The 24,302-nt window shown below is 44.0% G+C and carries 28 protein-coding genes; 13 read left to right on the top strand and 15 right to left on the bottom strand.

The window, feature by feature from the left end:
* Positions 1-93: 93 nt before the first annotated feature.
* The 3 genes from P3L57_RS06655 to P3L57_RS06645 form a co-directional block, all read right to left on the bottom strand.
* A complete protein-coding gene (locus P3L57_RS06655) occupies positions 94-1,272 on the bottom strand; it encodes an NAD(P)/FAD-dependent oxidoreductase (RefSeq protein WP_044156288.1) in 1,179 nt (392 codons plus the stop codon).
* A gap of 39 nt (positions 1,273-1,311) precedes the next feature.
* Positions 1,312-1,728, bottom strand: coding sequence for a helical membrane plugin domain-containing protein (locus P3L57_RS06650; protein ID WP_010333866.1), 417 nt, complete (start codon positions 1,726-1,728; stop codon positions 1,312-1,314).
* Positions 1,729-2,102: 374 nt separating this feature from the next.
* On the bottom strand, positions 2,103-2,615 hold the full coding sequence (locus tag P3L57_RS06645) for a cupin domain-containing protein (RefSeq protein ID WP_437434725.1): 513 nt from the start codon (positions 2,613-2,615) through the stop codon (positions 2,103-2,105).
* A gap of 129 nt (positions 2,616-2,744) precedes the next feature.
* Here P3L57_RS06645 and P3L57_RS06640 point away from each other — a divergent pair, with 129 nt between their 5' ends.
* The 3 genes from P3L57_RS06640 (at position 2,745) to P3L57_RS06630 (ending at position 5,342) form a co-directional block, all read left to right on the top strand.
* The gene (locus P3L57_RS06640) at positions 2,745-3,716 is read left to right on the top strand and encodes a DMT family transporter (RefSeq protein WP_069486410.1); all 972 of its coding nucleotides are present in this window, start codon (positions 2,745-2,747) and stop codon (positions 3,714-3,716) included.
* 121 nt (positions 3,717-3,837) lie between these two features.
* Positions 3,838-4,590, top strand: a complete 753-nt coding sequence (locus P3L57_RS06635) for an ABC transporter ATP-binding protein (protein WP_069486409.1) — start codon at positions 3,838-3,840, stop codon at positions 4,588-4,590.
* Positions 4,590-5,342, top strand: a complete 753-nt coding sequence (locus tag P3L57_RS06630) for an ABC transporter permease (RefSeq protein ID WP_044156294.1) — start codon at positions 4,590-4,592, stop codon at positions 5,340-5,342. The genes P3L57_RS06635 and P3L57_RS06630 overlap by 1 nt, the downstream gene beginning before the upstream one ends.
* 78 nt (positions 5,343-5,420) lie before the next feature.
* On the opposite strand, the gene P3L57_RS06625 is transcribed toward P3L57_RS06630, so the two are convergent.
* Positions 5,421-6,239, bottom strand: coding sequence for a uroporphyrinogen-III synthase (locus tag P3L57_RS06625; protein ID WP_044156295.1), 819 nt, complete (start codon positions 6,237-6,239; stop codon positions 5,421-5,423).
* Between the two features lie 178 nt (positions 6,240-6,417).
* Here P3L57_RS06625 and P3L57_RS06620 point away from each other — a divergent pair, with 178 nt between their 5' ends.
* Positions 6,418-6,603: a DUF8096 family protein gene (locus tag P3L57_RS06620; protein ID WP_010333860.1), complete on the top strand. Its 186-nt coding sequence runs from the start codon at positions 6,418-6,420 to the stop codon at positions 6,601-6,603.
* Positions 6,604-6,670: 67 nt separating this feature from the next.
* On the opposite strand, the gene P3L57_RS06615 is transcribed toward P3L57_RS06620, so the two are convergent.
* The 3 genes from P3L57_RS06615 to yjiB all read right to left on the bottom strand — a co-directional run bounded on the left by P3L57_RS06615 (position 6,671) and on the right by yjiB (position 9,666).
* Positions 6,671-7,210 (bottom strand): AAA family ATPase, encoded by a 540-nt coding sequence (locus tag P3L57_RS06615; protein ID WP_059336135.1) that lies wholly within the window; start codon positions 7,208-7,210, stop codon positions 6,671-6,673.
* A gap of 63 nt (positions 7,211-7,273) precedes the next feature.
* Positions 7,274-8,452, bottom strand: a complete 1,179-nt coding sequence (locus P3L57_RS06610) for a macrolide family glycosyltransferase (protein WP_059292980.1) — start codon at positions 8,450-8,452, stop codon at positions 7,274-7,276.
* A gap of 23 nt (positions 8,453-8,475) precedes the next feature.
* A complete protein-coding gene (gene yjiB, locus P3L57_RS06605) occupies positions 8,476-9,666 on the bottom strand; it encodes a monooxygenase YjiB (protein WP_044156299.1) in 1,191 nt (396 codons plus the stop codon).
* Between the two features lie 389 nt (positions 9,667-10,055).
* Here yjiB and P3L57_RS06600 point away from each other — a divergent pair, with 389 nt between their 5' ends.
* Positions 10,056-10,334, top strand: coding sequence for a hypothetical protein (locus tag P3L57_RS06600; protein ID WP_024121023.1), 279 nt, complete (start codon positions 10,056-10,058; stop codon positions 10,332-10,334).
* A gap of 31 nt (positions 10,335-10,365) precedes the next feature.
* Here the strand turns inward: P3L57_RS06600 and P3L57_RS06595 are convergent, their stop codons facing one another.
* From P3L57_RS06595 to fdhF, 4 genes are all read right to left on the bottom strand, one after another.
* Positions 10,366-10,983: an NUDIX hydrolase gene (locus P3L57_RS06595; RefSeq protein ID WP_059292982.1), complete on the bottom strand. Its 618-nt coding sequence runs from the start codon at positions 10,981-10,983 to the stop codon at positions 10,366-10,368.
* A gap of 90 nt (positions 10,984-11,073) precedes the next feature.
* Positions 11,074-11,661 (bottom strand): DUF4352 domain-containing protein, encoded by a 588-nt coding sequence (locus P3L57_RS06590; RefSeq protein WP_044156301.1) that lies wholly within the window; start codon positions 11,659-11,661, stop codon positions 11,074-11,076.
* Between the two features lie 289 nt (positions 11,662-11,950).
* Positions 11,951-12,511 (bottom strand): helical membrane plugin domain-containing protein, encoded by a 561-nt coding sequence (locus tag P3L57_RS06585; protein WP_059292983.1) that lies wholly within the window; start codon positions 12,509-12,511, stop codon positions 11,951-11,953.
* Positions 12,504-15,461 carry a formate dehydrogenase subunit alpha gene (gene fdhF / locus P3L57_RS06580; protein WP_069486408.1) on the bottom strand — a complete coding sequence of 986 codons (2,958 nt, stop codon included), beginning with the start codon at positions 15,459-15,461 and terminating at the stop codon, positions 12,504-12,506. Before fdhF ends, P3L57_RS06585 begins: the two co-directional genes overlap by 8 nt.
* A 146-nt stretch (positions 15,462-15,607) precedes the next feature.
* Between fdhF and P3L57_RS06575 the strand changes: the two genes are divergently transcribed.
* Complete coding sequence (locus P3L57_RS06575) at positions 15,608-16,174, top strand: YjgB family protein (RefSeq protein WP_059336140.1); 567 nt, start codon at positions 15,608-15,610, stop codon at positions 16,172-16,174.
* A 101-nt stretch (positions 16,175-16,275) separates the two neighbouring features.
* A complete protein-coding gene (locus P3L57_RS06570) occupies positions 16,276-16,668 on the top strand; it encodes a ribosomal maturation YjgA family protein (protein WP_059292986.1) in 393 nt (130 codons plus the stop codon).
* A gap of 14 nt (positions 16,669-16,682) precedes the next feature.
* Here the strand turns inward: P3L57_RS06570 and P3L57_RS06565 are convergent, their stop codons facing one another.
* Positions 16,683-17,582: a DUF2268 domain-containing putative Zn-dependent protease gene (locus P3L57_RS06565; protein ID WP_044156308.1), complete on the bottom strand. Its 900-nt coding sequence runs from the start codon at positions 17,580-17,582 to the stop codon at positions 16,683-16,685.
* Positions 17,583-17,707: 125 nt separating this feature from the next.
* Here P3L57_RS06565 and P3L57_RS06560 point away from each other — a divergent pair, with 125 nt between their 5' ends.
* Together P3L57_RS06560 and P3L57_RS06555 are read left to right on the top strand one after the other, a co-directional pair.
* Positions 17,708-17,875, top strand: a complete 168-nt coding sequence (locus P3L57_RS06560) for a YjfB family protein (protein WP_010333849.1) — start codon at positions 17,708-17,710, stop codon at positions 17,873-17,875.
* A 127-nt stretch (positions 17,876-18,002) separates the two neighbouring features.
* A complete protein-coding gene (locus P3L57_RS06555) occupies positions 18,003-18,476 on the top strand; it encodes a YjfA family protein (RefSeq protein ID WP_044156310.1) in 474 nt (157 codons plus the stop codon).
* A 50-nt stretch (positions 18,477-18,526) separates the two neighbouring features.
* Here the strand turns inward: P3L57_RS06555 and P3L57_RS06550 are convergent, their stop codons facing one another.
* Positions 18,527-19,927 (bottom strand): polysaccharide deacetylase family protein, encoded by a 1,401-nt coding sequence (locus P3L57_RS06550; RefSeq protein WP_059292987.1) that lies wholly within the window; start codon positions 19,925-19,927, stop codon positions 18,527-18,529.
* A gap of 276 nt (positions 19,928-20,203) precedes the next feature.
* Here P3L57_RS06550 and P3L57_RS06545 point away from each other — a divergent pair, with 276 nt between their 5' ends.
* The 4 genes from P3L57_RS06545 to P3L57_RS06530 all read left to right on the top strand — a co-directional run bounded on the left by P3L57_RS06545 (position 20,204) and on the right by P3L57_RS06530 (position 22,837).
* Positions 20,204-20,428, top strand: coding sequence for a hypothetical protein (locus P3L57_RS06545; RefSeq protein ID WP_059292988.1), 225 nt, complete (start codon positions 20,204-20,206; stop codon positions 20,426-20,428).
* A gap of 125 nt (positions 20,429-20,553) precedes the next feature.
* Positions 20,554-21,543, top strand: a complete 990-nt coding sequence (gene cyoE / locus P3L57_RS06540) for a heme o synthase (RefSeq protein ID WP_083244454.1) — start codon at positions 20,554-20,556, stop codon at positions 21,541-21,543.
* A 462-nt stretch (positions 21,544-22,005) separates the two neighbouring features.
* The gene (locus P3L57_RS06535; protein WP_069486406.1) at positions 22,006-22,314 is read left to right on the top strand and encodes a YjdJ family protein; all 309 of its coding nucleotides are present in this window, start codon (positions 22,006-22,008) and stop codon (positions 22,312-22,314) included.
* A gap of 328 nt (positions 22,315-22,642) precedes the next feature.
* Entirely contained in the window at positions 22,643-22,837 is a 195-nt protein-coding gene (locus P3L57_RS06530; protein WP_024121010.1) for a DUF4177 domain-containing protein, read from the top strand.
* Positions 22,838-23,019: 182 nt separating this feature from the next.
* On the opposite strand, the gene P3L57_RS06525 is transcribed toward P3L57_RS06530, so the two are convergent.
* Both P3L57_RS06525 and P3L57_RS06520 read right to left on the bottom strand, forming a co-directional pair.
* The gene (locus tag P3L57_RS06525) at positions 23,020-23,787 is read right to left on the bottom strand and encodes a MerR family transcriptional regulator (protein WP_044156322.1); all 768 of its coding nucleotides are present in this window, start codon (positions 23,785-23,787) and stop codon (positions 23,020-23,022) included.
* 125 nt (positions 23,788-23,912) lie between these two features.
* On the bottom strand, positions 23,913-24,188 hold the full coding sequence (locus P3L57_RS06520; RefSeq protein WP_254665037.1) for a hypothetical protein: 276 nt from the start codon (positions 24,186-24,188) through the stop codon (positions 23,913-23,915).
* Between the last annotated feature and the right edge of the window lie 114 nt (positions 24,189-24,302).

Genomic DNA, 24,302 nt, shown 5'->3' with positions numbered 1-24,302 from the left:
TGTTAACGTTAGCAAATAAGCGCAAAAAAGACATTGCCGTAAAGCTGTCTGAAAAGACCTCTTTTTGGCAATGTCCGATTTTACAAGAAAGGATTAGTAAGCCAGGCTGAATAGTCCTTTAATGTGTGTTAAGTAGCGTACGTTACTTGCTTCTTTCATCAAGGAAGCAGGAAGACCTTTAAGCGGTGTAGAATTAGCACCAATGATGGCTACCGCATCTTTGCGTCCAAGACTTGCAAGTGTACCAGAGTTTACTGGCTGGAATGTTTCAAGTGTTTTTCCTTCTAAGTAAGCGAATAGGTTGTAACCGATCAGCTCACCCATTTGCCATGCGATTTGTGCAGTTGGCGGGTATGGACGGCCGTCTGCCGCAAAGTAAACAGCGCTGTCACCGGCAACAAATACATCTTCATGAGATGTAGATTGAAGGAAATCGTTAACTGTCGCACGGCCGCGGTTCACTTCAAGACCTGATTCGCCGACTAAAGGATTTCCTTGTACGCCGCCAGTCCAAACAAATGTGTTGGCAACAACTTTTGATCCGTCTTTCAGATCAATCACGTTTCCTTCTACATTTGTAACAGGAAGGCCTGTTAAGAACTCAACGCCGCGTTTTTCAAGGCTTTTAGTCGCGCGTTCGATAAGATCATCCGGAAGAACAGGAAGGATTTTCGGACCTGCTTCAACCAATTTTAATTTGATTTCTTTGTGGTCTACGCCGTATTTTTTCGCAAGGTTCGGCATGATGTCAGCAAGCTCACCGACAAGCTCAACGCCTGTTAAGCCGCCTCCGCCGATAAGGATTGTTGCATCCGCTTCGTTTTTCGTTTTAGAGTACTCGCGCACACGGTCTTCAACGTGGCTGAAAACTTTGTTAGCATCAGCAGCAGATTTAAGAACCATGCTGTTTTCTTCAAGTCCTGGGATGCCGAAGTAAGCAGTGACAGAACCAAGGCCTACTACTAGCGCATCGTAAGTTAATGCAGAACCGTCAGCAAGCGCAATCTCTTTTTTATCAACAGAGAAAGAGCTGACTTCCGCGATTTTAAGATCAATGTCTTTGCCTTTGAAAAGTTTTTCTAACGGCATTGCAACCGCTTTTTCAGACACGTTGCCTGCTGCAAGACGGTGTAATTCCGTAATGATTTGGTGAGTTGGGTATTTGTTTACCACTGTCACGCGTGCTTGTTCTTTTGTGTAATGTTTGCGAACTGTTAAAGCAGAAAGAACACCGCCATAACCAGCGCCTAAAATGACAATATGTTTTGACATCGTATATCCTCCGTCCTTTATATCAATTTGAATATGAGATTATTTTTGTTTTTCGTTCATGATTTCAAGGTAGCTGTTAGCAAAACGGAACAGCTTTTGAGCTTGAGGATCTTTCAGCATGCGCAACAGGCCGAAAAGTCCAATCGTTTCGTTGCTAGCATCCGCGCGGTCTTTCGCTTCGATTGCAGTCGCAGCCACTTCTTTTGCTGTTTCTTTTACAGGCTCGAGAATTTCAGTGATTGCACCGACTGTATCGCTTTTCAATACTTCGTCAGTCGCAACAGACTGAGCGAAATCATAAGACTTCGTTAAAATATTCACTAACTCAGTCAGCTTTGGAAGCTGGTCAACTAAAACAGTCAGTGATTCTTGAACTTCTGGCTTTAACAGCTGATCAATAAGATCTTGCTGGCTTTGGCTGACAGACGCATTTGTTTGATCGATTGTTTCTGGCATATCCAATTCTCCTTTACTATAAGCAGTATGCTGATTTTTTGGAAAGGGTAGTGCCTCTCCCTGATCTCATGTTTGAAAGCATGAGAAGAAGGATTGTGAATTCGTGCACAATCATTCGCAAAAATAAATGTTTACTACCCAGTTTTTCATCTTGCCATATTCAGTATTATTTTTATCTCAAAAATAAACCATTGAATAAGTCAAAATCCTTTACTCTCTCTGAAAATAGCAAACATAAAAAACTCCAATTTGATTACCTTCTATATGATAACACTTTTTGAACAAAATTTGAACGTGAATTGCTTCGATTATGAAATTAATTTATATGGTGCCCGTGTCATAACATTTCTTCAGCACTAGTTATTGACAATCCATCAATTTTCTCCCCTACGCGTTACCCATATGTCCAATAGAGGTTCTCTTTTTCCTGTAACTGGATCCAATGCCGGAAGTACTGCTTTCTCTATATTCTCTAGCGCAGCCGCTCTTTCATCCGGCTTTCCCGTCTTCATATCATACCGAGAACCATCTGGATAAGCGCCGATCACGGTAAAATCGGGGCTCGCGCTTAGCTTTTTATGGCCGACACCGGCTGGAATGACCGCTGCGTCGCCCGTTTTGATAGGAACAGCAGCTCCTTTTTCTCCCCCAAATTGAATAACAGCCTCCCCTCGGACTGCGATTAGGACTTCATGCGTGTTGCTGTGATAATGATGGTACGGAAAAACACTGCCCGACCAGCTGTTTAGCCAGCCATGCCGGTTGACGATCCGCTCTGTCTGTTCAGCACGTCCCATAAAAACTTTTTTATAGATAACGAGCGGAAAATCAGGGTGATTTGGAATCCTGCCGTCATCCTGAAAAAAGTACGTTTCTGTTTCCATCATTTTCACCTCCCTATTTCTGTCTTCCACTTATATTGATCCGTAAAACATCATTATTTTCTCACAATTCCGTTGATCTGTATCATCCCGGGTAGTATAGTATAAAAAAATAATGCCAGAATGAGGGATTTGATGAAAGCGATTGTAATCGGAATATTGGCTTCTCTCTTTTTCGCCGTTACCTTTATTTTAAACAGGGCGATGGAATTATCCGGAGGCAGCTGGCTTTGGAGCGCCTCGTTACGCTTTATTTTTATGGTTCCGTTTTTATGTCTGATTGTCATAATGAAAGGGAAGTTCGTTCCTCTTTTACAAGAGATGCGGAAAAAGCCGTTTTTTTGGATAAAGTGGAGCTTCGTCGGTTTTGTTCTTTTTTATGCGCCGATCACGTTTGCCGCCGCATTCGGGCCGGGCTGGCTCGTAGCCGGAACATGGCAAATTACCATTGTAGCCGGTGTGCTGCTGTCTCCATTTTTCTATGAGAAAAAAAACACGCCTGGAGGCACTTTACTCGTTCGGCAAAAGATTCCCCTTGCTTCGCTGGGCACTTCCGTCGTCATTCTGATTGGGGCAGCGCTGATTCAGCTCCAGCATGCAGAATCGCTTTCCGGAAAAATGCTGCTCTTCAGCGTGTTGCCGGTTGTCATTGCTGCTTTCGCCTATCCGCTGGGAAACCGGAGAATGCTTGAGCAATACGGAGGCAGGCTTGATACGTTCCAGCGTGTGCTGGGAATGACCCTTGCAAGCCTTCCATTCTGGCTTGTATTGGCAGCTTACGGCTGGTGGTCAGATGGCCTTCCGACCGCGGGGCAAACCGTTCAATCCTTTATCGTTGCCGTCAGCTCAGGCATCATTGCGACCGTTTTATTTTTCTGGGCAACGGATATGGTAAGAGATCATCCGCAAAAGCTTGCTGCTGTTGAAGCAACACAATCCGGAGAAGTGATATTCGCTTTGCTTGGTGAAATAATCCTGCTGTCAGGTGTTTTCCCTTCCATTTTATCGTTTGCAGGCTTAATGATCATTATTGCCGGAATGGTGTTACATACCTTCGCTTCCCAACAAAAACCCAAAGAGAAAACTCAGTCAAATCTGACTGCTTAGCAGCTTCTGGAGAATGGGCGAAAGCCCGTTCTCCTTTCTTTTTAACGCCTTCCAAAAGAGACCTGTTTCACGTTATATTTATGTATAGTCTAAGCCCACTTAACTGAAAGGTGATATTTTAATGGAAGCAAACAATCAAAAAGACGATATACCAGCAATCTCATTCACATCTGTGCGAAAAAGCTATGAACAAGAGGGACAAACCTATGATGTATTAAAGGATGTCACCGGAGACATTAAACAGGGTGCAATCGTGGCCGTTTTGGGCCCTTCCGGTTCAGGAAAAAGCACACTGCTGTCAATGTGTAATTTGATGAAAACACCGGATCACGGTGAAGTGAAGATTTACGGAAAGGAAGTCAGAGACTGGAATGTGAATGAACTGAGGCGGACGGCCTCCCTTGCTTTTCAATCCGCCCCCGTCCTTGACGGAACGGTGCGTGACAATCTGAATCTGGTACAAAAGCTCCACCAAACCCAGCTTTATTCTCCTGAAGAGCTCGCTTCACTGACAGGCCTGTCTCCAGAGCTGTTAGACAGAAGCGCCAAGGATTTATCAGGCGGACAGCGGCAAAGGCTTTCACTTGCCAGAACACTCGCAAACCCTTCCTCCATCCTATTATTGGACGAAATTACATCTGCGCTGGACCCTGTTTCTGCTCTGGAGATTGAAGAACTGATCAAAAGGCATCATCAAGAGAAAGAACTGACGGTGATGTGGGTGACCCATAACATGGAACAGGCGAAACGCGTAGCCGATACCATTTGGTTTATGGCTGATGGCCGGCTGTTGGAAATCGCGGAGACAGACACATTTTTCTCGCGTCCTCAGCATGAAGCAGTCCGTGAATTTTTGAAGGGGGGCACACGGTAATGGATTACCTTTCTCTCTCATTCACCATGATCTTTGTGCTGATCGCCTTGTTTTTATCAAAATCCTTTAAAGCCGGCGTTGAAAAAGATATGATCATTGCCACCATCCGGGCCGCGTTACAGCTGCTTGTGATCGGTTATGTGCTGTCGCTGATATTTCATGGGGATCACCCTGTTTTTATCCTGCTGATGGTGCTGTTAATGCTGGCGGTGGCGGCGCAAAACGTCGTCAAACGAAAGAAAATGAAAATCGGTTCTTTTTGGAGGGTGTTTGTGGCGTTAGCGATTGTAGAAATCGTCACCCAAGGCATTCTTCTGGCGCTTCACATCATCCCGCTTACCGCACGGTATGTCATCCCCATCAGCGGAATGGTCATCGGAAATTCAATGGTGCTCGCGAGCCTGTTTTTAAACCGGCTCAGCTCCGAGATCGGGGTGCGCAAGGAAGAAATTCAATTGATTTTGTCGCTTGGCGGCACACCAAAACAATCCATACAGCATATCCTGACTTCCGCCATGAAAATGAGTATGATCCCAACGCTAGAAAGCCAGAAGACATTGGGGCTCGTCCAGCTTCCCGGCATGATGACCGGCCAGATCTTAGCCGGCGCCGATCCGATTCAGGCGGTACGCTTTCAGCTTTTGATTGTTTTTACAACGATGGCGTCCGCCGCGCTGACTTGTGTCATACTCAGCGTGCTGACATACCCGTCATTATTTACCGCGCATCAGCAGCTGAAGCAAAATGGTTAACATGATGACAGCGATTTCGAGGATTTGCAGATTACAAAAAAAAGCCGCTTCTCAACAGAAAAGCGGCTTTTGTGCTGGTTATTCCCCAGCCATTTCTTCATAATACCGTGAAAGTTCAATAATCATCGCGCCCATCCGCTCAATCTCCGGAGCAAGCAGCCTTGTGATGCCTTCTTCCCGCAGCGCTTCAGCAGTCACTTTTCCGACAGCCGCTGCGATGGCACGCTCTTCGAATACAGCCTTCACTTCATTGATAAAGCTGCGCTCCTTGGCAAAATGAAACAGAGAACGAACCTGAATGGCCGTGGTAAAACAAACGGCATCCAATTCACCATTCAGCAGTTCCCGGCATAACTGTTCCACCGTTTCCTCCTCTGGCGGGATATGCTGATAAGGGAGAATCGGCAAAACTGAAGCTCCTTTTTCCTCCAAAAATGCTATGAGGGCAGGTGCATTTTCTCCGTGAAGCTGCACCATTACTTTTTTTCCTGAAAAGTCGTAAGGCTCCAAGGACCGGATCAATCCGCTGGTTGTCCCATCTTCATCAGAAGCCTCTGCGGTGATGCCAAGCTTTTTTAACGCAGACAATGTTTTGTACCCTCGGCACGCCGCTTTAGCCTGGCGAATCGCCAGCAGAAACTCGTCCTTTACTCCGATTTTCTCTGCCATCTTCACAAGCGTCTCCGTACCGATGCCTGTCGTAAAGATCACCCAGTCGGCTTTTTCTTCAGCAAATTTGCGCAGCTCCGGCTCCACCTGCTCCTCTGCCAAGTACACCGTTCCTTGGAGAGGCCGAACGACAGGAATTCCGCCCTGTTTTTCAATGATTGTGCTGATTTCTTCCGTTTTCCGAGAACCGCCGATCGCAACGCGTTTTCCATGTAAACCTTTACCCATATCCGTTCCTCTCCTCTTTGCCAGCTTAGGCTTTATATGTATATAACCTTTATTAAAGCTATTGTGTCGCAAACCAAGGGAGAAATCAAGATGAACCAAATGCCTCTCATTACCCGTTGAATACACCGGATGCATGCTGTAATATAAACAACAGACACGTTTTAACGGAGGATCGACCATGGAAACAAAAGAAGAATACGAAACAAAAGGCTACGACACATCAGTTATTTATGAATTTAACGAATATCCTGACGTTCATAGCGGACGCTGTGATAATTGTGACTATACGCTTTTTAAAAGCTCCGTAAAAGGCGGAAAGTTTTTGAGAGAATGCCGGAGATGCGGGATGAAAAAGAATATTTAATAGAAGATGTTCGCGGGGCGGGGGTTAGCCTCTGCACCCTAGAACAAGCTGGAGAAAGCAGGATTCATTATTTTATTTTCGCTGCAGTCTCCAGCCCTTTGTATATCATTCCCACCGTCTCTTCCGGCGTCATCTCTGACGAATCTAGCCACAGGCCTAGACGCGGTGTTTCTGACTGCAAGACGGCATCGAGAGATTCAATGCTGATATCCCCATATCCTTTTTTCTTGCGTGCTGATTCCCTTGCGGCTATTATGTCTACTCGGGGTGCCAATACGATCACATACAATGGACGATAACTGATCAACTTCACCATTTCTTCTAACATAGGTCCGATGATCACATCCTGCACCACCGTATGAAACCCCGCTTCAGCATACATATCCGATACGTTAGCAGCCAGCCGGTAGCGAAGACGCAACTGTTCCAGCGCCTCAGCTGAAAGAGTGCCTGACATTTGCATTTCGCCATTTACGATCATTTTTCTAAATACATCTCCCCTGACATGAACGCTCTTGTCGAAACGCTCAGAAAGAAGCTGGGCAACTGTGGACTTCCCCGCTGCCATCACCCCTGTAATCAGATAGACGGCGTTTTCTTTACTCATTGCATCCCATCCTTTTTAAAAGAAGAAAAACCGAAATCTCAGCAGATTTCGGGTGCAAATGTGTTATTGCGGAACGACAGACTTTTTTATGAAGGCTTCAATTTCCGCGGCTGCCTTCTCCGCTCCGCCTGCTTCTTTTACGTCTTTCTGCATATCTTTTACGCGGTTGAGCATTTCTTTATCTCGGGATACGTCCTGAACCGCCTTCTGCAAACGGGAGACGCTGACCTCTTCTTTCGGCAAATAGACGCCGAGGCCTAATTCATCAACACGCCGGGCAGTGAGCTCCTGCTCATACATTTGCGGAATCACAACAAGCGGTACCCCCGCATTCATTGCCTCCATCGTACTGTTCATTCCCCCGTGAGAAACAAACAGATCGGCTTTCGCTAAGATATCCAACTGCGGAACGCGCTGGCGAACCGTAAAGTTGTCAGGAATGTCACCTAGACTGTCAGGTTCAATTGATATCCCTGTTGACATCACAACATGCCAGTCGGAATTCCGAAATGCATCTATGCACATGCGATAAAATTCCGGCCATGCGTTAAAAGCGGTTCCCAATGAAATCAGCATGAGCGGGCGATTGCCTGTTTCCGGCAGCAGGCTCTCTTGTTCACCTCGTTTTCCAAGTGAAGGACCGACAAAGCAGAATCGCTCATCAAAGGTTTCGTTTTTAATCTGAAAAGACCGCGGCATAAAGACAATATTTAACGCTTCCGGTATAGCTAAGTGTTCAAATGAGACAGCCGGTAAGTTTTCTTTCTCAAGGTAAACCTGAAAATCGGCCTCCGCTTGTTTGAGTTGCTTGAGCATCTCTTCACTTCCAAGCTGAAAGGATTCATTTTGCGCATAGGAAGAACAAAGCCTGATGGCCGGCACATTCAGCTTATCAGCAAACAATTTTCCCGCAAATGCGATAAAATCATAAACGATAAGATCAGGCTGGTCATTTTGATATAAATCTTCAAGCTGAGGCAAGATTTCGAACGATTCTTTTAAAATGCTAATCGGTGTTTCATTTTTCTCTATCATTTCCCTAATGCGTTCCGGTTCCACGTTAATCGTAGTTTGATATAAAAGCGGGCTTGCCCCGGCTTGCTTTACCGCAGGCGCGAATTCCTCAGTCGTCGCATAAGTGACACGATACCCTTTTTCACAAAGCTTCTCCACTAACGCAAGAGTTGGATTCACATGTCCGTATGCCGGGATATTAATAATTGAGATATGATGCTGTCTCATCATTTCAGCCTCCAATTTTCATATTATATGTTGACGCGAAAACTCTTTAGTCCGTATATCACGCTATTTTCAATCGGGGTAATACTGACTGGCTCCATATGAGAAAACGTTTGAGTCAATGCCGTTAACGCGATGGCTGCTTCAAGCCGTGCAAGGGGAGCCCCAAGACAAAAATGAATGCCGTGGCCAAACGCAATATGCGGATTGGGGTGGCGGTGAATATCAAACTTGTGCGCCCTGTCAAACTTCGCTTCATCACGATTTGCTGACGCCACAAACGCCAACACCATGTCGCCTTCTTTTATCTGATGGCCACCAATCTCTGTATCCCGTTTGGCAATTCGCCGCAAAACAGGTGCAGGCGCCCTGAAACGCAGAGCTTCTTCCACCGCCTGAGGCACCAGCTCTGGATTCCGCTGCAATTCGTCATAAGCGCCCGGCGTGTCTAAAATGCTGTACATCGCGTTTGAAATTAAGTTCGTTGTCGTTTCGTTTCCCGCCACCAGCAGCAATGTACAAAACGGAATCAGCTCTTCTCCGGAAAGCTTCTCGCCGGTTTCTTCTGCTTTAATTAAAATGGAGATGATGTCCTGTTCCGGTTTCTTCCGTTTTTCTTCTATGATGCCGGCAAAAAACGCGGCTAGCTCTTCCTCGCACTTGTTCCGCTCTTTCAGAAAGGCTTTCTCCGCTTCCTCACTTCCATCTCTTGGTGTGCTCACCAAAATATCAGACCATGTCTTAAACGCATCCATATGCTCTGAAGGAACGCCTAAAAGCTCAGATATCACAATGACAGGAAGCGGATATGAGAAATCCTGAACCAAATCAAACTCGCTTCGTCCATGAAAACGATGTATCAGATCATCTGCGATGTCTTGAATTCTTGGTTCCCACTGCTTCATGACACGCGGTGTAAACGCTCTATTGACAACAGAACGGATTTGCGTGTGTCTTGGCGGGTCCATATTAATGATCGAATTCCCGATAGAACTTGTCTGCTCCGGCATATAACTGGAGAAAAGCTCTTTATCCCCAATCACTTTTTTGACATCATCATAAAGAAAAACACTCCATACTTGATTGTCTTCATCATAGGTAACAGGAGCTTCCTTTCTCATCGATTCATACCACGGAAACGGATGATAAGCATCCTGTTTATTTTTTCCGTTCATCAGTGCACGCTGCAAAGCTTGTCGCCGATTTACCACATTCATGCTTTTCCCCTCCCCATGAAAGAAAAGATTCAGCAATTGACGAACTTCACCACCTCCTGCTATCGAAAAAGAGAGGGACATCCATTTTGTCGTCTGAAACAGCAGGCAGGTCTTCAAGATGCCGGTGCAGGCATCATATAATCCCCCTCGAATGTTGTTCATCTTACCATAATCTTTCAATTTTTTTCTATTACGCACACCCGATTTGGTTCACAACGTGACCTTAGGCATGCTCATCGATTTTAGAAACGCAATCAATAGCTTATAAAAATCTTACACGTCGCCCTCATCCGCAACGTAAGCACTACTCTAAAAGATGACTTTTCCATTATGTAAAGTAAGCTGAAGATATGATTAAATAGAAAGTAAAATGGTGAAGGAGAGAACAAATGACAGCACAGATCAACCGTAAAAAACTAGTTGTCGGCATCGTACTTTCACTTGCATTTGTATTGTTTGTGTTCTCTTTTTCTGAGAGACATTCAAAACCGCTCGTTGAGGGAAAAAAACAGGAAAACTGGCATACTGTCGTCGATAAAGCCTCTGTCGACATATATGGAAGCCGTTTAGTTGAAGAAAGCAAACTAAAACAAAAGCTCGGCCATAAACAAGCCGATTCGGTACTGACCCTTTTGAAGCTAGCCAGCGAAAAACATATTGCCCTTTAAAAACAAAAAAGAGCCTCGGGCTCTTTTTTGTTTAATCCAATACAGTTTTTTTATCCGTATGACGCTGAAAATCAAAAAGCATGCTGAGCTGTGACTGTGTGTTTCGTTTTGGAGAAAGCGGAGGGAGCCTGTCTTCCGGAAAAAAAGCGGCATGGTTCGTCTCAATCCCGGTTTTCTGCTGCCCGCCCGTTATGCTGCATTCAATGAAGATCTTATAGTAATGATAAGGCTGAGGGGGGTGAGGATGCTTATGGCTGTCCAGCACGGCCAGTAATCGGGAAGGCACTGTATCGTACCCCGACTCTTCTTTGATTTCCTTGATCACATTTTCAGCGGGTGATAAACCAATTTCACAAAACCCGCCTGGGAGTGACCACAGCTCGTCATGCTTCTCCCGGACAAGCAATATGCGATTCTCTCGAAATACCGCGCCGCGAACATCCGCCTTCGGTGTCGGATAGCCTTTCTCGCCCTTCCATAAATCAGTGATGACTTCAATGTCCTTCTCCGAGTAATCCGCCATCATCTCTGCGCTGAGCTTCAACAGCTCTTCGTACCTTTCCCTGTCATACACATCCTTGGAAAAAGCAAGCCCCGCCTGTGCGATCGCCTGAATTCGCTGTGCCCGTTCCAGCCATTTGGTTTGCATAATTGATCACCTCACTACTATTTTATACTATCAATCTCTTTTTAAAAAAAAGCATGCTCCGATTTTCCGGTGACATGCTCAAAAGATACCTTAATTCAGTTTTACGAAATATGTAATATCCTCTGTTTCAAAATTTAAAAATGATGGACTATATGACAAATTAAGGTTTTTTTCTCCTTTTGGAATCACGAAACTGACTGTGCCTGTTACCTTTTTACCCGAGGCTAACTTTCCTGATTTAAGGCTTGTTTTCAGGTCAGCAGTAGATACTATGTTTGCTCTGATTGATTGATCTTTGCCATCTTTCAATTCAAAACCGCCACTCGTATAATTGAAAGACTTGTCGCTTGTATTTTCGATCGTTACCTCAGCTATTAAAAATTCTTCATTATTATTTATTGTTTTTTCTTTCTCTCCAATTTTTGTCTTATACTCGCCTTGTTCTGCCGTCGTATATACTTTATTGACCGAGAAATTTGTGCTGGAAGCTTTAAAAGTTTCGCCTACTTTATGCACCTTTTCATCCGTTTTGGTTTCTTTTTCCTCTGTTTTCTTTTCCGTTGCTGTTACTTCTTTCTTTTCTGTCTTTTGCTCAGCTGACGCATCACTGGACTGGCTGCACGCAGAAAGCGCAAATCCAATCGTTAGCACAAACAAAATGAATAATGCTTTTTTCATTGCTGTTCCTCCATCTAAAGTAATCGTTTTCTATTATAATCACGCTTTTCCTTTTCTTAACAGGGAACAAAGTAACAAATTACTCTATCATATTCATTCATAGTATAGGTCAGCCAATGACATAGATATTTATCCTTTACTGGAAAAAATACTGGACAGGCCGATGATGGCTTATCCTCTTCTAAAACAAAAGCTTCTTTGTCTTGTTTCTATTTTAGATATTTTCTCCTAGTTCCCAAGACTCATCTCACAAAAAACCCGAGCTGGCATTAGCCGGCTCGGGCGGGTGTTAATCTCGCTTATCCATTCCCCTTTTCTCTCGGGGTTCCTGATGATGTTTTTGATGTTCCGGAGGCTGAGTTGTGCGTTCCAGCTCCTTTGTATCTTGTCCCATTCCTTTTAAAAAGGAGAACAGCAGCGTAACCGCTTTGTTGATTTCCGGGTCTTTAAGCGAACGGATGATATCAAAATAACCTGTTTTCTCTTCGCTGTTCTTCTGTTCTACCGCGTTCGCCACACCGGCATTCACTTTCAAAATGAGCGGCTCCAGCTGTTTGACATCCAGCATGCCGAGTGTTCCAAACAGGAGAAGCAGGTTTTTAAGCATATTGGCTGTTTCCTCTGTATCTGCCTTTTTCACTAGGATGTCAAGGACTTTATCACCTTGGCCAAAAAGGCCGCGGAGCAAAGGCAGTACGCCCCGATCGTTCATGTGCCCAAGCATTTGCAGCGTCTCCAGGATGGCTTCTTTGTTGTCGACTAAGGCATCTTCGATTTCTTCCAAATCACGTTTGCGCTGATCTTCTTCGGTCACCTGTACTTTCTGAATGCGTTTAATCGCTTTAGCCATTGTGCCCAATCCCCCTTTTCACAGCATCGCCAGGGAAGATGTAATCCTTCCGCGCCCATTTTTTATGAACCTGCACACCGATTTGCGGCTGCGGATTTCCGTTGCGGTGATTGATTTTAGGCAGCGGATTGATTCCATCCTGCTTCAAGATTTCCATCTTCGCTGATGTTTCTTTGTACGCAGGCGTGTCAGTATCCTTGTCTGCGTGGCTGCCTGTTAACAGGTTGATCGCCGCTTCCCCAGAATCGTTCATTGGCAGATACACTTCCTTCCCTTTGACACGATCAGTGATCAGGCATTTCACCTTCACATTTCCAAAAGGCGACGTGAGTCTGACAAGGGTCCCGTCTTGGATCCCCCGTTCTGCCGCAAGCTCTGGAGAAATTTCTAAGAATACATGCGGCGTTTTTTCAGAAATACCTTTTGATTTATACGTCAGGTTTCCTTCATGGAAGTGCTCCAAGAGTCTGCCGTTATTTACATGGATGTCATATTCCTCACCGAACTCCTCAGGCTCAGCCCATTGAACCGGATAAAGAATCGCTTTGCCGTCCGGAAAAGGAAAGCGTTCTGTAAAGAGTAAAGGTGAATCCTTCCCATCAGCACTTACAGGCCATTGCAGGGAGTTGTAGCCCTCAAGACGTTCATAAGTTACTCCTGCATAAATTGGTGACAGCATTGCAGCTTCTTCCATAATGTCGGAAGGATGCTCATAATTCCAATTAGCCCCAAGCTTATTCGCTACCTCCATAATAATCTGCCAGTCCGGCTTTGATTCACCCATAGGTTCAAATACCTGGTATAAACGCTGAATACGGCGTTCAGTGTTTGTAAAGGTTCCTTCTTTTTCAAGGCTCGGGCTCGCAGGAAGAACAACATCTGCAAATTCTGCCGTCCGAGATAGGAAAATGTCCTGCACAACAAAGAAATCAAGTTTTTCATATGCGGCGTGTACATGATTGATATTAGAATCGACAAGGCCCATTTCTTCCCCTTTTACATACATCGCTTTCAGCTGGCCGGAATGGATTTTTTCAATCATTTCATGGTTGGTCATGCCCGGCTCCTTCGGCAGCTGTACACCCCAGGCTTGTTCGTATTTCTTGCGGACTTGTTCATCCTTCACTTTTTCATAGCCCGGCAGGCTGTCTGGCATGCTTCCGAAGTCACTTGCTCCCTGCACGTTGTTATGGCCGCGTAATGGATAAGAACCCGCACCTGGTTTTCCGTAGTTTCCTGTGACAAGCAGCAAATTTGAAATCGCAGTGCTTGTATCGCTGCCTCCAATGTGCTGTGTCACGCCCATGGCCCACAACGCGCACACACTGTCAGCCTCATGAATCATTTCAGCCATTTGAATCAGGGTTTGTTTATCAATTCCGGTTTTCTCCTCTGCATATTCAAGTGTGTACGGCGCCAGGCTTTTCACGTATTTATCCCGGCCGTTGACCCTTTCCTGCAAAAAGCGTTCATCGGCCTTGCCGTTTTCAATCAGATATTTGGCGATGGCATTCAGCCAGACGATATCTGATCCGGCACGCGGCTGAACAAATAGATCAGAACGCTCAGCCATTTCGTGTTTTCTGATATCAGCCACGATAACCTTCTGCCCTCTCAGCTTGTGAGCCCGTTTAATGCGTGTAGACAATACCGGATGCGACTCTGATGTGTTCGAACCGATAATTAAAACAAGATCTGCCTGGGCGATATCTGTAATCGATCCTGAGTCACCGCCGTATCCGACTGTTCGGAACAGGCCGGCAGTAGCCGGAGACTGGCAATAGCGCGAGCAGTTATCCACATTATTTGTGCCGATAACCCCTCTGGCCAGCTTTTGCATCAGGTAGGATTCTTCATTCGTACATTTAGACGACGTGATAAAAGCAAGTGAGTCAGGGCCACATTCTTCCTTCAATTCAGTGAACTTGCTTGCGATCAGCGTTAAGGCTTCCTCCCACTCTGCTTCCCGGAAATGGTCGCCTTCGCGGATGAGCGGTTTTGTCAGACGCTCCTCGCTGTTTACAAAATCCCAGCCGAACTTGCCTTTTACACAAGTGGAAATGCCATTGGCAGGCGCCTCCTCCTGAGGCTCCACTTTCAGAATATCTCTGCCCTTAGTCCAAACATCAAAACTGCAGCCGACACCGCAATAGGTGCAGACGGTTTTTGTTTTTTTGATTCGTTCATCACGCATGGCAGATTCCATGTCAGAAATGGCGAGAATCGAGCCGTATCCTGTCTCTACGCCTTTCGTGATCTCGATCATCGGGCGCAGTGATTCGTTATTGATGCCTGTTAAATATCCGGCTTCCCCTTCCATTCCTTTTTCCATCATCGCGTTGCACGGACATACGGTTGAGCAATGGCCGCACGACACACATGACGACTCGTTAATCGGCACGTCATTATCCCAAATGACGCGCGGGCGTTCCCGCTCCCAGTCAATCGTCAGTGTTTCTGTCACCTGTACGTCTTGGCATGCTTCGACACAGCGGCCGCACAAAATACATTGATCAGGATCATACCGGTAAAACGGATGGGATTCATCCTTATGATAAGGCTTTTGATCAAACGGGATGCTTTGGTGATTGATTTTCATTTCCTTCACCGTATTATGTATTTCGCATCCTCCATTGTTGTAATCGCAAACTGTACAGTAAAGCTCATGATTATATAAGATTTTATCCATCCCGATGACCTGTGCCTTTTTCACGTCAGACGCAAGCGTATCAATGACATCGCCATCCTTTATTTCAGCTGAGCACGATCTCTTCAGCTCACCATTGATGCTGACGATACACGTATCACATGTTTCTATCGGCCCAAGGCTCGGATGATAGCATACTTGCGGCACTTCGATTGAACTGTTATTCAAAAGCTGCAGCACCGTCTGGTCTCCGGCTGTCTCCATCTCAACGCCGTTGATTGTTACTTTTTTTGTGTCCGCCATCTCCATTCCCCTTTCTTGCGTTTATATACCGAATTACCCATTTCAGTTCCCTTACACGTGCTGATTAAAACATACAGAGCGCATACAAATGTTTTAATGCACAAACACCGGGAAACGTCATGATAGACATAAAGGGAGGGATAACCATGAAGAAAACCATTTCCGCATTAACAGCAGCGGCAGCACTGTCAGGCACTGTTTTTGGCTTTGGGACGGCAATTCCGGCAAAAGCTGCCGCTCAGACAAATCCTCCTGCTGAAGAAACAACCTCATCATCCGCTGAGCTTGTAAAAAATCTTTATAACACCGCTTTTACAGGTGAAATGCCGCAGCAGGTAGAAGGTCTTACGATTAACAAAAGCACAAAAGGGGATGTCCATGCCAAGATGGGAGAACCGGAAAGACCGGCTGGAGAAAACAATATGTTTGATCTATACAGCTGGAATATGGGAAATCCCGGCTACGGCTTTTCCTATAACAAGGACATGACCATTTCAGAAATCCGTTACTTTGGAACCGGAGTAGAACGCCGTCTGAATCTAGGAGGGGTTACACCGGATGTGCTGAGCGATCAAATTGGCCCCGCCGACCGAATTTTAACCGTCCCATTCACGGATGAAATCGACTATATCTATGATACAGGCCGTTATGAGCTCCATTTCGTCATTGGAAAAGATCAGACAGCCGACCATGTCAATCTAAGAGCAAGATAAAAGTACCTGCGGCTGTTCAGCCGCTTTTTTTATGGACAAAGTGAGGATGGATTCCTTACAATACATGGGAGGGAAAATGCGGGAAGAGGTATCAATCATTCATGAGAAGGAACCGGTTCATATATGCGGCCTTTACAATCCTCATCATTGGGTTGGGACTGGGGTCAAGAGCATTCTCCAGTTTTCTCCCGGATATCGTCAATGCCTATCTCGGAGATGCACTGTGGGCCGCAATGATTTTTACGGGCTGCGGCTTTCTGTTTCATACGATGAAAACCATCACAACAGGCATTATCAGCCTTTCATTTTGCGTTATTATCGAATGCAGCCAGCTGTACCATGCTGAGTGGATCGACCGGATCAGGGACACTTCGCTCGGCGGCCTCGTGCTGGGGTACGGATTTTTATGGAGCGATATCTTAGCTTATACGATGGGAATTGTCACCTGCACACTCATAGAGCTGATCCATCAAAACATCAAAAAGCGCCGCTGACGTGACGCTTTTTCTTATGTCGAGAACAGCCCGCACTGAGACAGAATCGTCTCTGTATCCAAGAGTGTGGCCTCCTTTATATCGACCCGGTGTTTATTCATAAAAGACTGAACAGCGTGATATCCAACCGCATATCCGGCAAAAGCAGATAATCCCGCCGGCTCGAAGCCTTGCGCTTTCGCTATTTGATCTCCAAACATGTAACGGCTCACCTCCGAAAAGCCTTTTTCGTCAATCACCTCTTTTATAACTTCAATGGAATATTGCAAATCGTCCCGATCAAAGCGAGTAACCCAAGGGCCTAATTGTTCTTCGCCAAAGAGCTCCCGCGCAAATGACTCAGCCAGCCCTTCAATGACAAGATAATCCCCGACTGACACAGAACCTCGGTGAAAATCAAAATACGAAAACCGCAGATTATGGTGAAATTCATGGGCAATAATCGATGAAATCCTAAGAAGGTTATAGCTGTTCGGATACATCCAAACGTGAATAAAGCCTGGAATTCCCCCAAACCCGCAATACCCTTTTTGCAGCTTCAGCTTGCTTGGATCAGCAATGTAAAGCCCGAACCTCATTTCTTCCGCATTTACTCGCAGCTTTTCACGCTCGGCAAAATGTATACACTGCTGCAGCGCAGATTCAGCAGTCTCCGCAATATGCAACTGCTGCAGTTTTCTTAATGCTTTCTGTCCGGTTTCAGCATCACACACATCCAAATAACCAAGCATCTTTACAGCCATGATTACATCATATCCATTCGGTGTCTTCGCTTTTAGGGGAACCTGTATGGCGCTCCACATTTTTTCAAACGGTCCCATCATCGTATACCGAAATTCGTCCGCTCTTTCGTGTTCTTCCATCGAAAACAGCTTTTCATATTGCTGAAAGGTCTGTTCTATTACGATATTCATCCTAATCCCTCCTTACAAAAAATATACGGTATGCCGCAGCGTAAGGGTCAACAGAAAAAATTAAGCCTTTCTGCCCTATAAAATCAAAGCCGCCCGCCGATAGGTAAGGCATAGGAGGTGTAGCAATGGATATTCCTGCATTATCAGTTGCCATGCATCAAGCAAATCTGGCCCAAAATGTTGATATCGCTTTAACGAAAAAGATGCTGGACACTGCCCAGCAAAATGCTGATCAAACCCTTAAGCTGATTCAGCATCCGACGCTCGGACAAAAAATTGACCTGAAAGCTTAGCTTCACACCCCAGGCGGCCAAGTACTCCATCCTCCCGGCCGCCTTTATTTTTCCAAAAAAAGCATGCATGTTTTGGCCTTTCCTCCGTATGATTTATTGTTTGTCATTTTAAGGAGGTCAGGAAGAAATGAAAAGAATCGTTAAAAAGGTGTCTTTGGTGTTGTTCGCATTCGTATTTATTTTTGCCATCAAGGGAGCACCCGCTCATGCGGAAACGCATGCCTACGATGGAAAAAGCCCTTATTACAATGATTGTGCGTCCAGCGCCGCCACAAAAAAATCTTCTAACTTAGTGAACGCAAACAATCAAGTCATCGGAGTCGTCGAGCTCAAGTTCAGCAGTACATGCAAAACGGCATGGGCAAAAATAACGATGAACAACACCTTGACAACAGGCTATGAAGCAAATGCGGAAATAACCCGGAACACAGACAAAAAGAGATATAACTGTGACTCTGCAGGCGGCAATGGCAAAGCGGTGGCAGGCCAAAAATCTTGTTATACGCCTATGGTCTATGACTTAGACCCGAGAACCTCCTACGCTTTCGGTAAATATTCAGGCCCCAACCTGAATGTATGGGCAACCACAGGCTCTTATTAAAAAGAAAAAAGGCTGTCCAACGGGCATTTCCCGCGACAGCCTTTCCACATTTATTTAGCTTCCCTTTGTTTTTTTACCTCTTCCAGCTGAGTGACCGTCACCAATTGATAGCCTTGATCGGTCAGTCTTTTGATAATCTCATCGGCCGCATCAGCAGAAGTGCCGTAAATATCATGAATTAAAATCGTCTTTCCGTCAGCCGCGTGGCTCATGACTCGGTTGACAATTGTATTTTTATTTCGGTCTTTCCAATCTTCCGGATCAATGTCCCATAACGCGACATCCATTTTCAGCTTGCTGCGCAGTTCATCATTAATGCCGCCATATGGAGGACGCACAAGCGTCGGACGATACCCGCTTATTTTTTCAATCATGTCCTGCGTGTCATTGATCTGCTTTACAGCCTCTTTCACTGAAAGCCTTGTGAGAAGCGGATGGCTCCATGAGTGGTTCCCCACTTCATTTCCTTCTTTCAGCATTCTTTTTAACGTTTCCGGATAATATTGAACCCTGCTGCCCAGCACAAAAAACGTTGCATGCCCTTCATATTTCTTCAAGGAGTCCAGAATCTGATTTGTTGTCGCAGGATTCGGACCGTCGTCGAAAGTAAGCGCAATGACTTTTTTATTCGGATCAACTGTTTCTTCTTTGGGTAATGAAATGACTTCGTGCTTCGGTTTTTGTTCTTTGATTTTATTTTTGTTTTTCGCTTTATCAATATATTGTTCTTTCAATATATCTTTTAAAAGATGTTTCTTAATCGCAATCGACTGCTCTCCAAGATAGCCCGCAGCGACTTGATATGTATCAAAATAAAACTCGATATAATCTTCCTTGACGGCAAAACGGCTGAAATTTTCTTTTGCCGGTGCAGTTCCTTCTTTTAACAATTCGTCGTCCGCTGCAATGTCCTTATTCTTTTTAAGCTCATGATAAGCGATCAGCGAAAGCTTTTGTAAATAATCAGAGTCCTTTTTGAAAATATCATTAATAGAAAGAAAGGCTTCCTTGCTAAAATCAAAGTTAAATGTTTTTTTTACGGTTTGTCCATGCGCGCCGCCTATGTATTTATATTCATTAAAGACCACTGCCGCTGTCTGCTTGGCATAATGAACAATTTCATAATCGATGTTGAGTTCATTGCGCTTCTTTGTATGCTCCTGGTCAGCATCTTTCGTTTCCTTCTGAAATTGGCGAACCTCTTTCTCTGCGTAACTCTTTAATGCCGCGTCCATTTTTTTATTTTTAAAAACAGGGTAGTTGACCGCGTAATTGAATGTTTTCCCGTCATTCACAAGTGTTGCGATCTCTACATCTCCATACTGAGAATCGGTTTTTACCTGATTCATGACCGTTTCTTTTTTTGATGTATTATGGCAAAAGCCTATAAGCCCTGCCGCACAAACAACTGCTAATAATACTTGAAACCATTTGATTCTTCTCGCCAACAACACAAACTCCTTCTTTCGTAATCACTTCGATTTATATCCCATCAAAAGATTCAGATGATGTTCTTTATGCTCATTCGTACTCAATTAGAAATATTTTTGTAACATTAAAGTAACATTTATTTCACTTTTGTAATAATAGGAGATTTAGAAGTTCTTGTCAATCCCTTTCTGAGGATTTACTCAATTTAAAAAAACAATTTGGTCGATGGACATACACCCATTTCTCATATCAGGAATAAAGTAAACAGAATAAAAAATGCTAGGGAGGTAACCCTCTTGGAATTTCCTGTTAATTACGATCAATTTGAGCAAGTTTCACCTTATGATGAAAGACAGCCATATTACTACCCGCGTCCGCGCCCTAGACCGCCATTTTATCCGCCTTATTATTACCCAAGACCGTTTTATCCGTTTTATCCGCGTCCGCCTTACTACTATCCGCGCCCTCCTTACTACCCTTGGTACGGATACGGCGGCGGATATGGAGGATACAACAGATAGCAGGCGGTGTTTACCGAAAATGGGGGCAGTCCAGCTCCCCTTTTTTTGTATAAAAATTGACAATTTCATGACAAATACAGGAAATAATTGTGATCTGACTGGCCTCTTGGTACGATAACTAAAGCATGCAGTTTTGGGGGAGGCGTCTATTTTTGGAGAATTCAAGAGTTTCTGCTCCGATTTCTGAAACAAAATACATAAAAGCCTCGAACCGGGTATCCGTTTACGATTTTATAAAGCTTGCAAAACCCGGCATTATCGTATCAAACTCGATAGCAGCCTTCGGCGGATTTTGGATCGCATTTGTGAGCTCAGAAATACCATTAACAGGACTCGCTTTTTTCATGACAATGATAAAGGCAATGCTTGGAACCGCGTTCGTCATGGCCTCCGGCACTGTCTACAACAACTATTTTGATCGGCATATGGATGCAAAAATGGAGCGCACCCGCAGCAGGGCCTCAGTCACAGGAAAAATGCCGCCGGCTTTGATCTTAACGTATGGCTCTGTTTTAGGAATAGCAGGTCTTGCCATGCTGTATTCCCTCAACCCTTTAACTGCAATTCTCGGACTGGCCGCCTTTATTTTTTATGCCATCATCTATACAGTATGGGTGAAACGGGCCTCAGTATGGAGCACATTTGTCGGAAGCTTTCCGGGAGCTGCTCCGCCGCTGATGGGTTATTGTGCCGTCACAGGAGAAATCAGTGTAACCGCCGTCATGTTATATGCCATTATGTTTCTGTGGCAGCCCCCGCACTTTTGGGCGATTGGGATAAGACGCAAAGAGGAATATCGGGCGGCTGGTGTCCCTCTCTTGCCTGTTGTAAAAGGAAATCATGTAACGAAAGTAAAAATGATTCAATATATTGCGGTCCTGGTGCCGATTACGCTATTATTTCCTTTTTCTCTCGGCACCGGCCATATAAGCCCATTTTATTCTTTTACTGCCTTGGTTCTCGGAGGTATATGGATCAAAAAAAGCATGCAAGGATTCAAAACAGACGATGACGTAAAGTGGGCAAAGGATATGTTTGTCTACTCACTCATTTATTTTTGCTTGCTGTTTTTTGTCATGATGATTGATTCATTTGTAATGATGTTATTAATCTGATAATTTTATGCAAAAAGAGCCACACATTAATGTGACTCTTTTTTGTTTGGAAAAACAGTCTCTAATAGAAATGTCAGGATAATAAACACAGCCGCGCAAATCAAAAATCGGACGATTTCAGTCAAAATCCAGCTATGGGCAATACTTATATCATCGGTTTCCTGGAGGACTGCACATATTGAAAAAATAGTGAGTATGTATTTTAGGATTTCTTTGTTCATGGACACCATCACTTTCTCGATATGATCACCAATATCCAAAATAACACATAGCTGAGAGCGGCAAAAGCCGAAAGAGCAAAAAAGTACCGGCCCAGGCTGAACTAAATTTCCAACCAAATACATAATGGCTCTCCATTCTAAGATATGAATATATCAGGAAATATAGAAAAATTGCCCAACCGCCTACATTATGGTAATATATAATTTGCTTTTCTCATGTTCATTGATTTGGAGGCGTACGATGAAAGGGATTGTTTTAGTTGTTCAGCTTGGATTTTCATTCATGGCTTTTCTGTTTTTAGCCGCTGTCAATTGGTATCAAGGAAGCGAGCTTGTTTCAGATCAATTCGATTGGAATTACACAGCCACATTTTCAAAGCTTCTTAACGGTATTGACACCATCACCAGCCCCAAACAAATTTCACAGCTGGACTTTTTCATATACTCTGCGAAACACTATCCGGTCATAAGTATAGTGATGATCTGTTCGTTTTTATCTGTGTTATTATCACTTTTTCTGCTGATTCGCAATTGCCACACGGCTCGATAAAGAATATGTCATTTCCACATGCCCCATTGAAATACCATATAAGGAGCACCGTTATGATCCTCCCCCTCTTTTTTTCTTTAATCGCCAGTTCATCTAAAGGATATGGCAAGGCACAGCTCGCTCCGCGTACTTGATTTCTAAGCATTCCATGATTAGGTGCGCGATTTACATCTTCTCTATATTTGTATGGTTAATCAGACCTGCGTTTATATGATCCGATCTTGAATGTTCTTGCCTCATTGGTTATTTTCGGTTTCACCTTTTGTTTTTCCATCTTTCGGAACTTTTCTCTCGCTCTTTCGTATAACCTTACAGGAGGTATCACATGATGAAAGAGTATGAATTCGTTAGAGTCGAACTCAGTACCATGAGAAGAAGACCCAAAGAAGACTACCAACAAATCATTCGTGACTATGCTCAAAGAGGATGGAAGTTTATTCAGATTTTCGCCCCTAGTATAGACGGGTATGGAGCAGCTGCTTATTTTGAAATGATATTTGAAAGAGATGTGGAAGATGCTTAGTCTTTATGGCTAAGCATTCTTACCATTGAGTAACTTATATTTATAAATGACAAATCATAAAAAGCTTACAATGAGTAAGCTTTTTTGACCCTTCATGACAAAGAAATACTCTAGTTTTTTCAATCGTGCTTCAAACTTCGCTTTCGTTTTCGCTCGATAAAGTCCATGCATCAGTTCAATGCTTAATCATTAACTTTCCCAGTATACGCATAGATCACCTGTCTTAGAAATTCAGCTAATCCCTCACCATGTTGATCGTAATATCGCTTAAAGCGCTCATCTGATACATACATCTCCCCTAGACCTGCATGAGCTTCTTTGCTGTAGTCGCTCCAATGATAAAGAAGCCATTTTTTGTGTAATTCCGCCGCTTTCAAGGCATCTTCACTTTTTGGATCTCCTTCTTCAAATGCTTTTTTAAGTTTTTCAAACAATTCTTTTTCTGTAGCGGTCAGCTCTTCATATTGCTCCTTTGTCATATTCAATACTTTTTGGTTAGTTTCTTCCACCGCTTCTTCTCCATACTTTTGGCGTATTTCGGCTCCGTATTTCCGCTCGTTTTCTTCCACAAGCTCTTTTTTAAATCCTTTAAATTTCTCTTCATCTCTCATCTTTTCGTTTCTCTCCTCTGCATGAATTGTTTTCTCTACATTTTGTATAAGACTATCAATCCGGGCTCTTTCTTCTAGAAGCTCTGCATGATGATCCTTTAATGCTTTATAACGATTAAAAGATGGGGAAAAGATTAATTTTTTTATCTCCTCTAATTGGAAACCTAACTCTCGATAAAATAAAATGTGCTGTAATTCGTTGATTTCTTTTTCCCCATAAATTCGGTATCCTGATGAATTAATCCGTGCTGGCTTTAAAAGGTTAATCTCATCATAATACCTAAGCGTTCTTGTGCTGACTCCCGCTAATTTGGCTAACTTCTGAACGGTATATTCCATTTCTTCTCCCTCCTTATACATTAACCGTACACTTTGACGTAACGTGAATGTCAAAGCTTTTTTAAAAAAGATCTCCTTGAATTTTCAAGGAGATGATTTATCTGCAACATGTCATATACCGAAACTTATTTGATGTCTCTATTAAGAAGTTCTTTTAAAAGTTGATTGAACTCCTCCTGCTGTTTTATACTTTTGCGAAGGGAGTCTGCTACTGCTTTGTTCTCACCGCCAGACTTATGCATATTCCTGTTAGCTGCAAATATCTTTTCATAATAAAGAGCAGGCACCATCTCTGATCCCCCTTTACTCCTTATCATCCGTTTATTTAGCCCCAGACGGTTATTCTTACCATTTGAAATCATACTGATTTCTTTATCGTTTTTTTCTGTTATCAAATCCATGAATTTTTCTGTTACGGATACGTTATAGAGAGAGAAAATAATGAATATGCATTGTAACAAACTTGTTATAGAGGAAACAATTAATTCTCGATTCATGAGATAAATGAACATAAA

This window comes from Bacillus sp. B28, from assembly GCF_029536185.1.
In the GTDB taxonomy this organism is placed as follows: Bacteria; Bacillota; Bacilli; order Bacillales; family Bacillaceae; genus Bacillus; species Bacillus halotolerans.
This window is presented reverse-complemented; position numbering and strand designations above follow the sequence as displayed.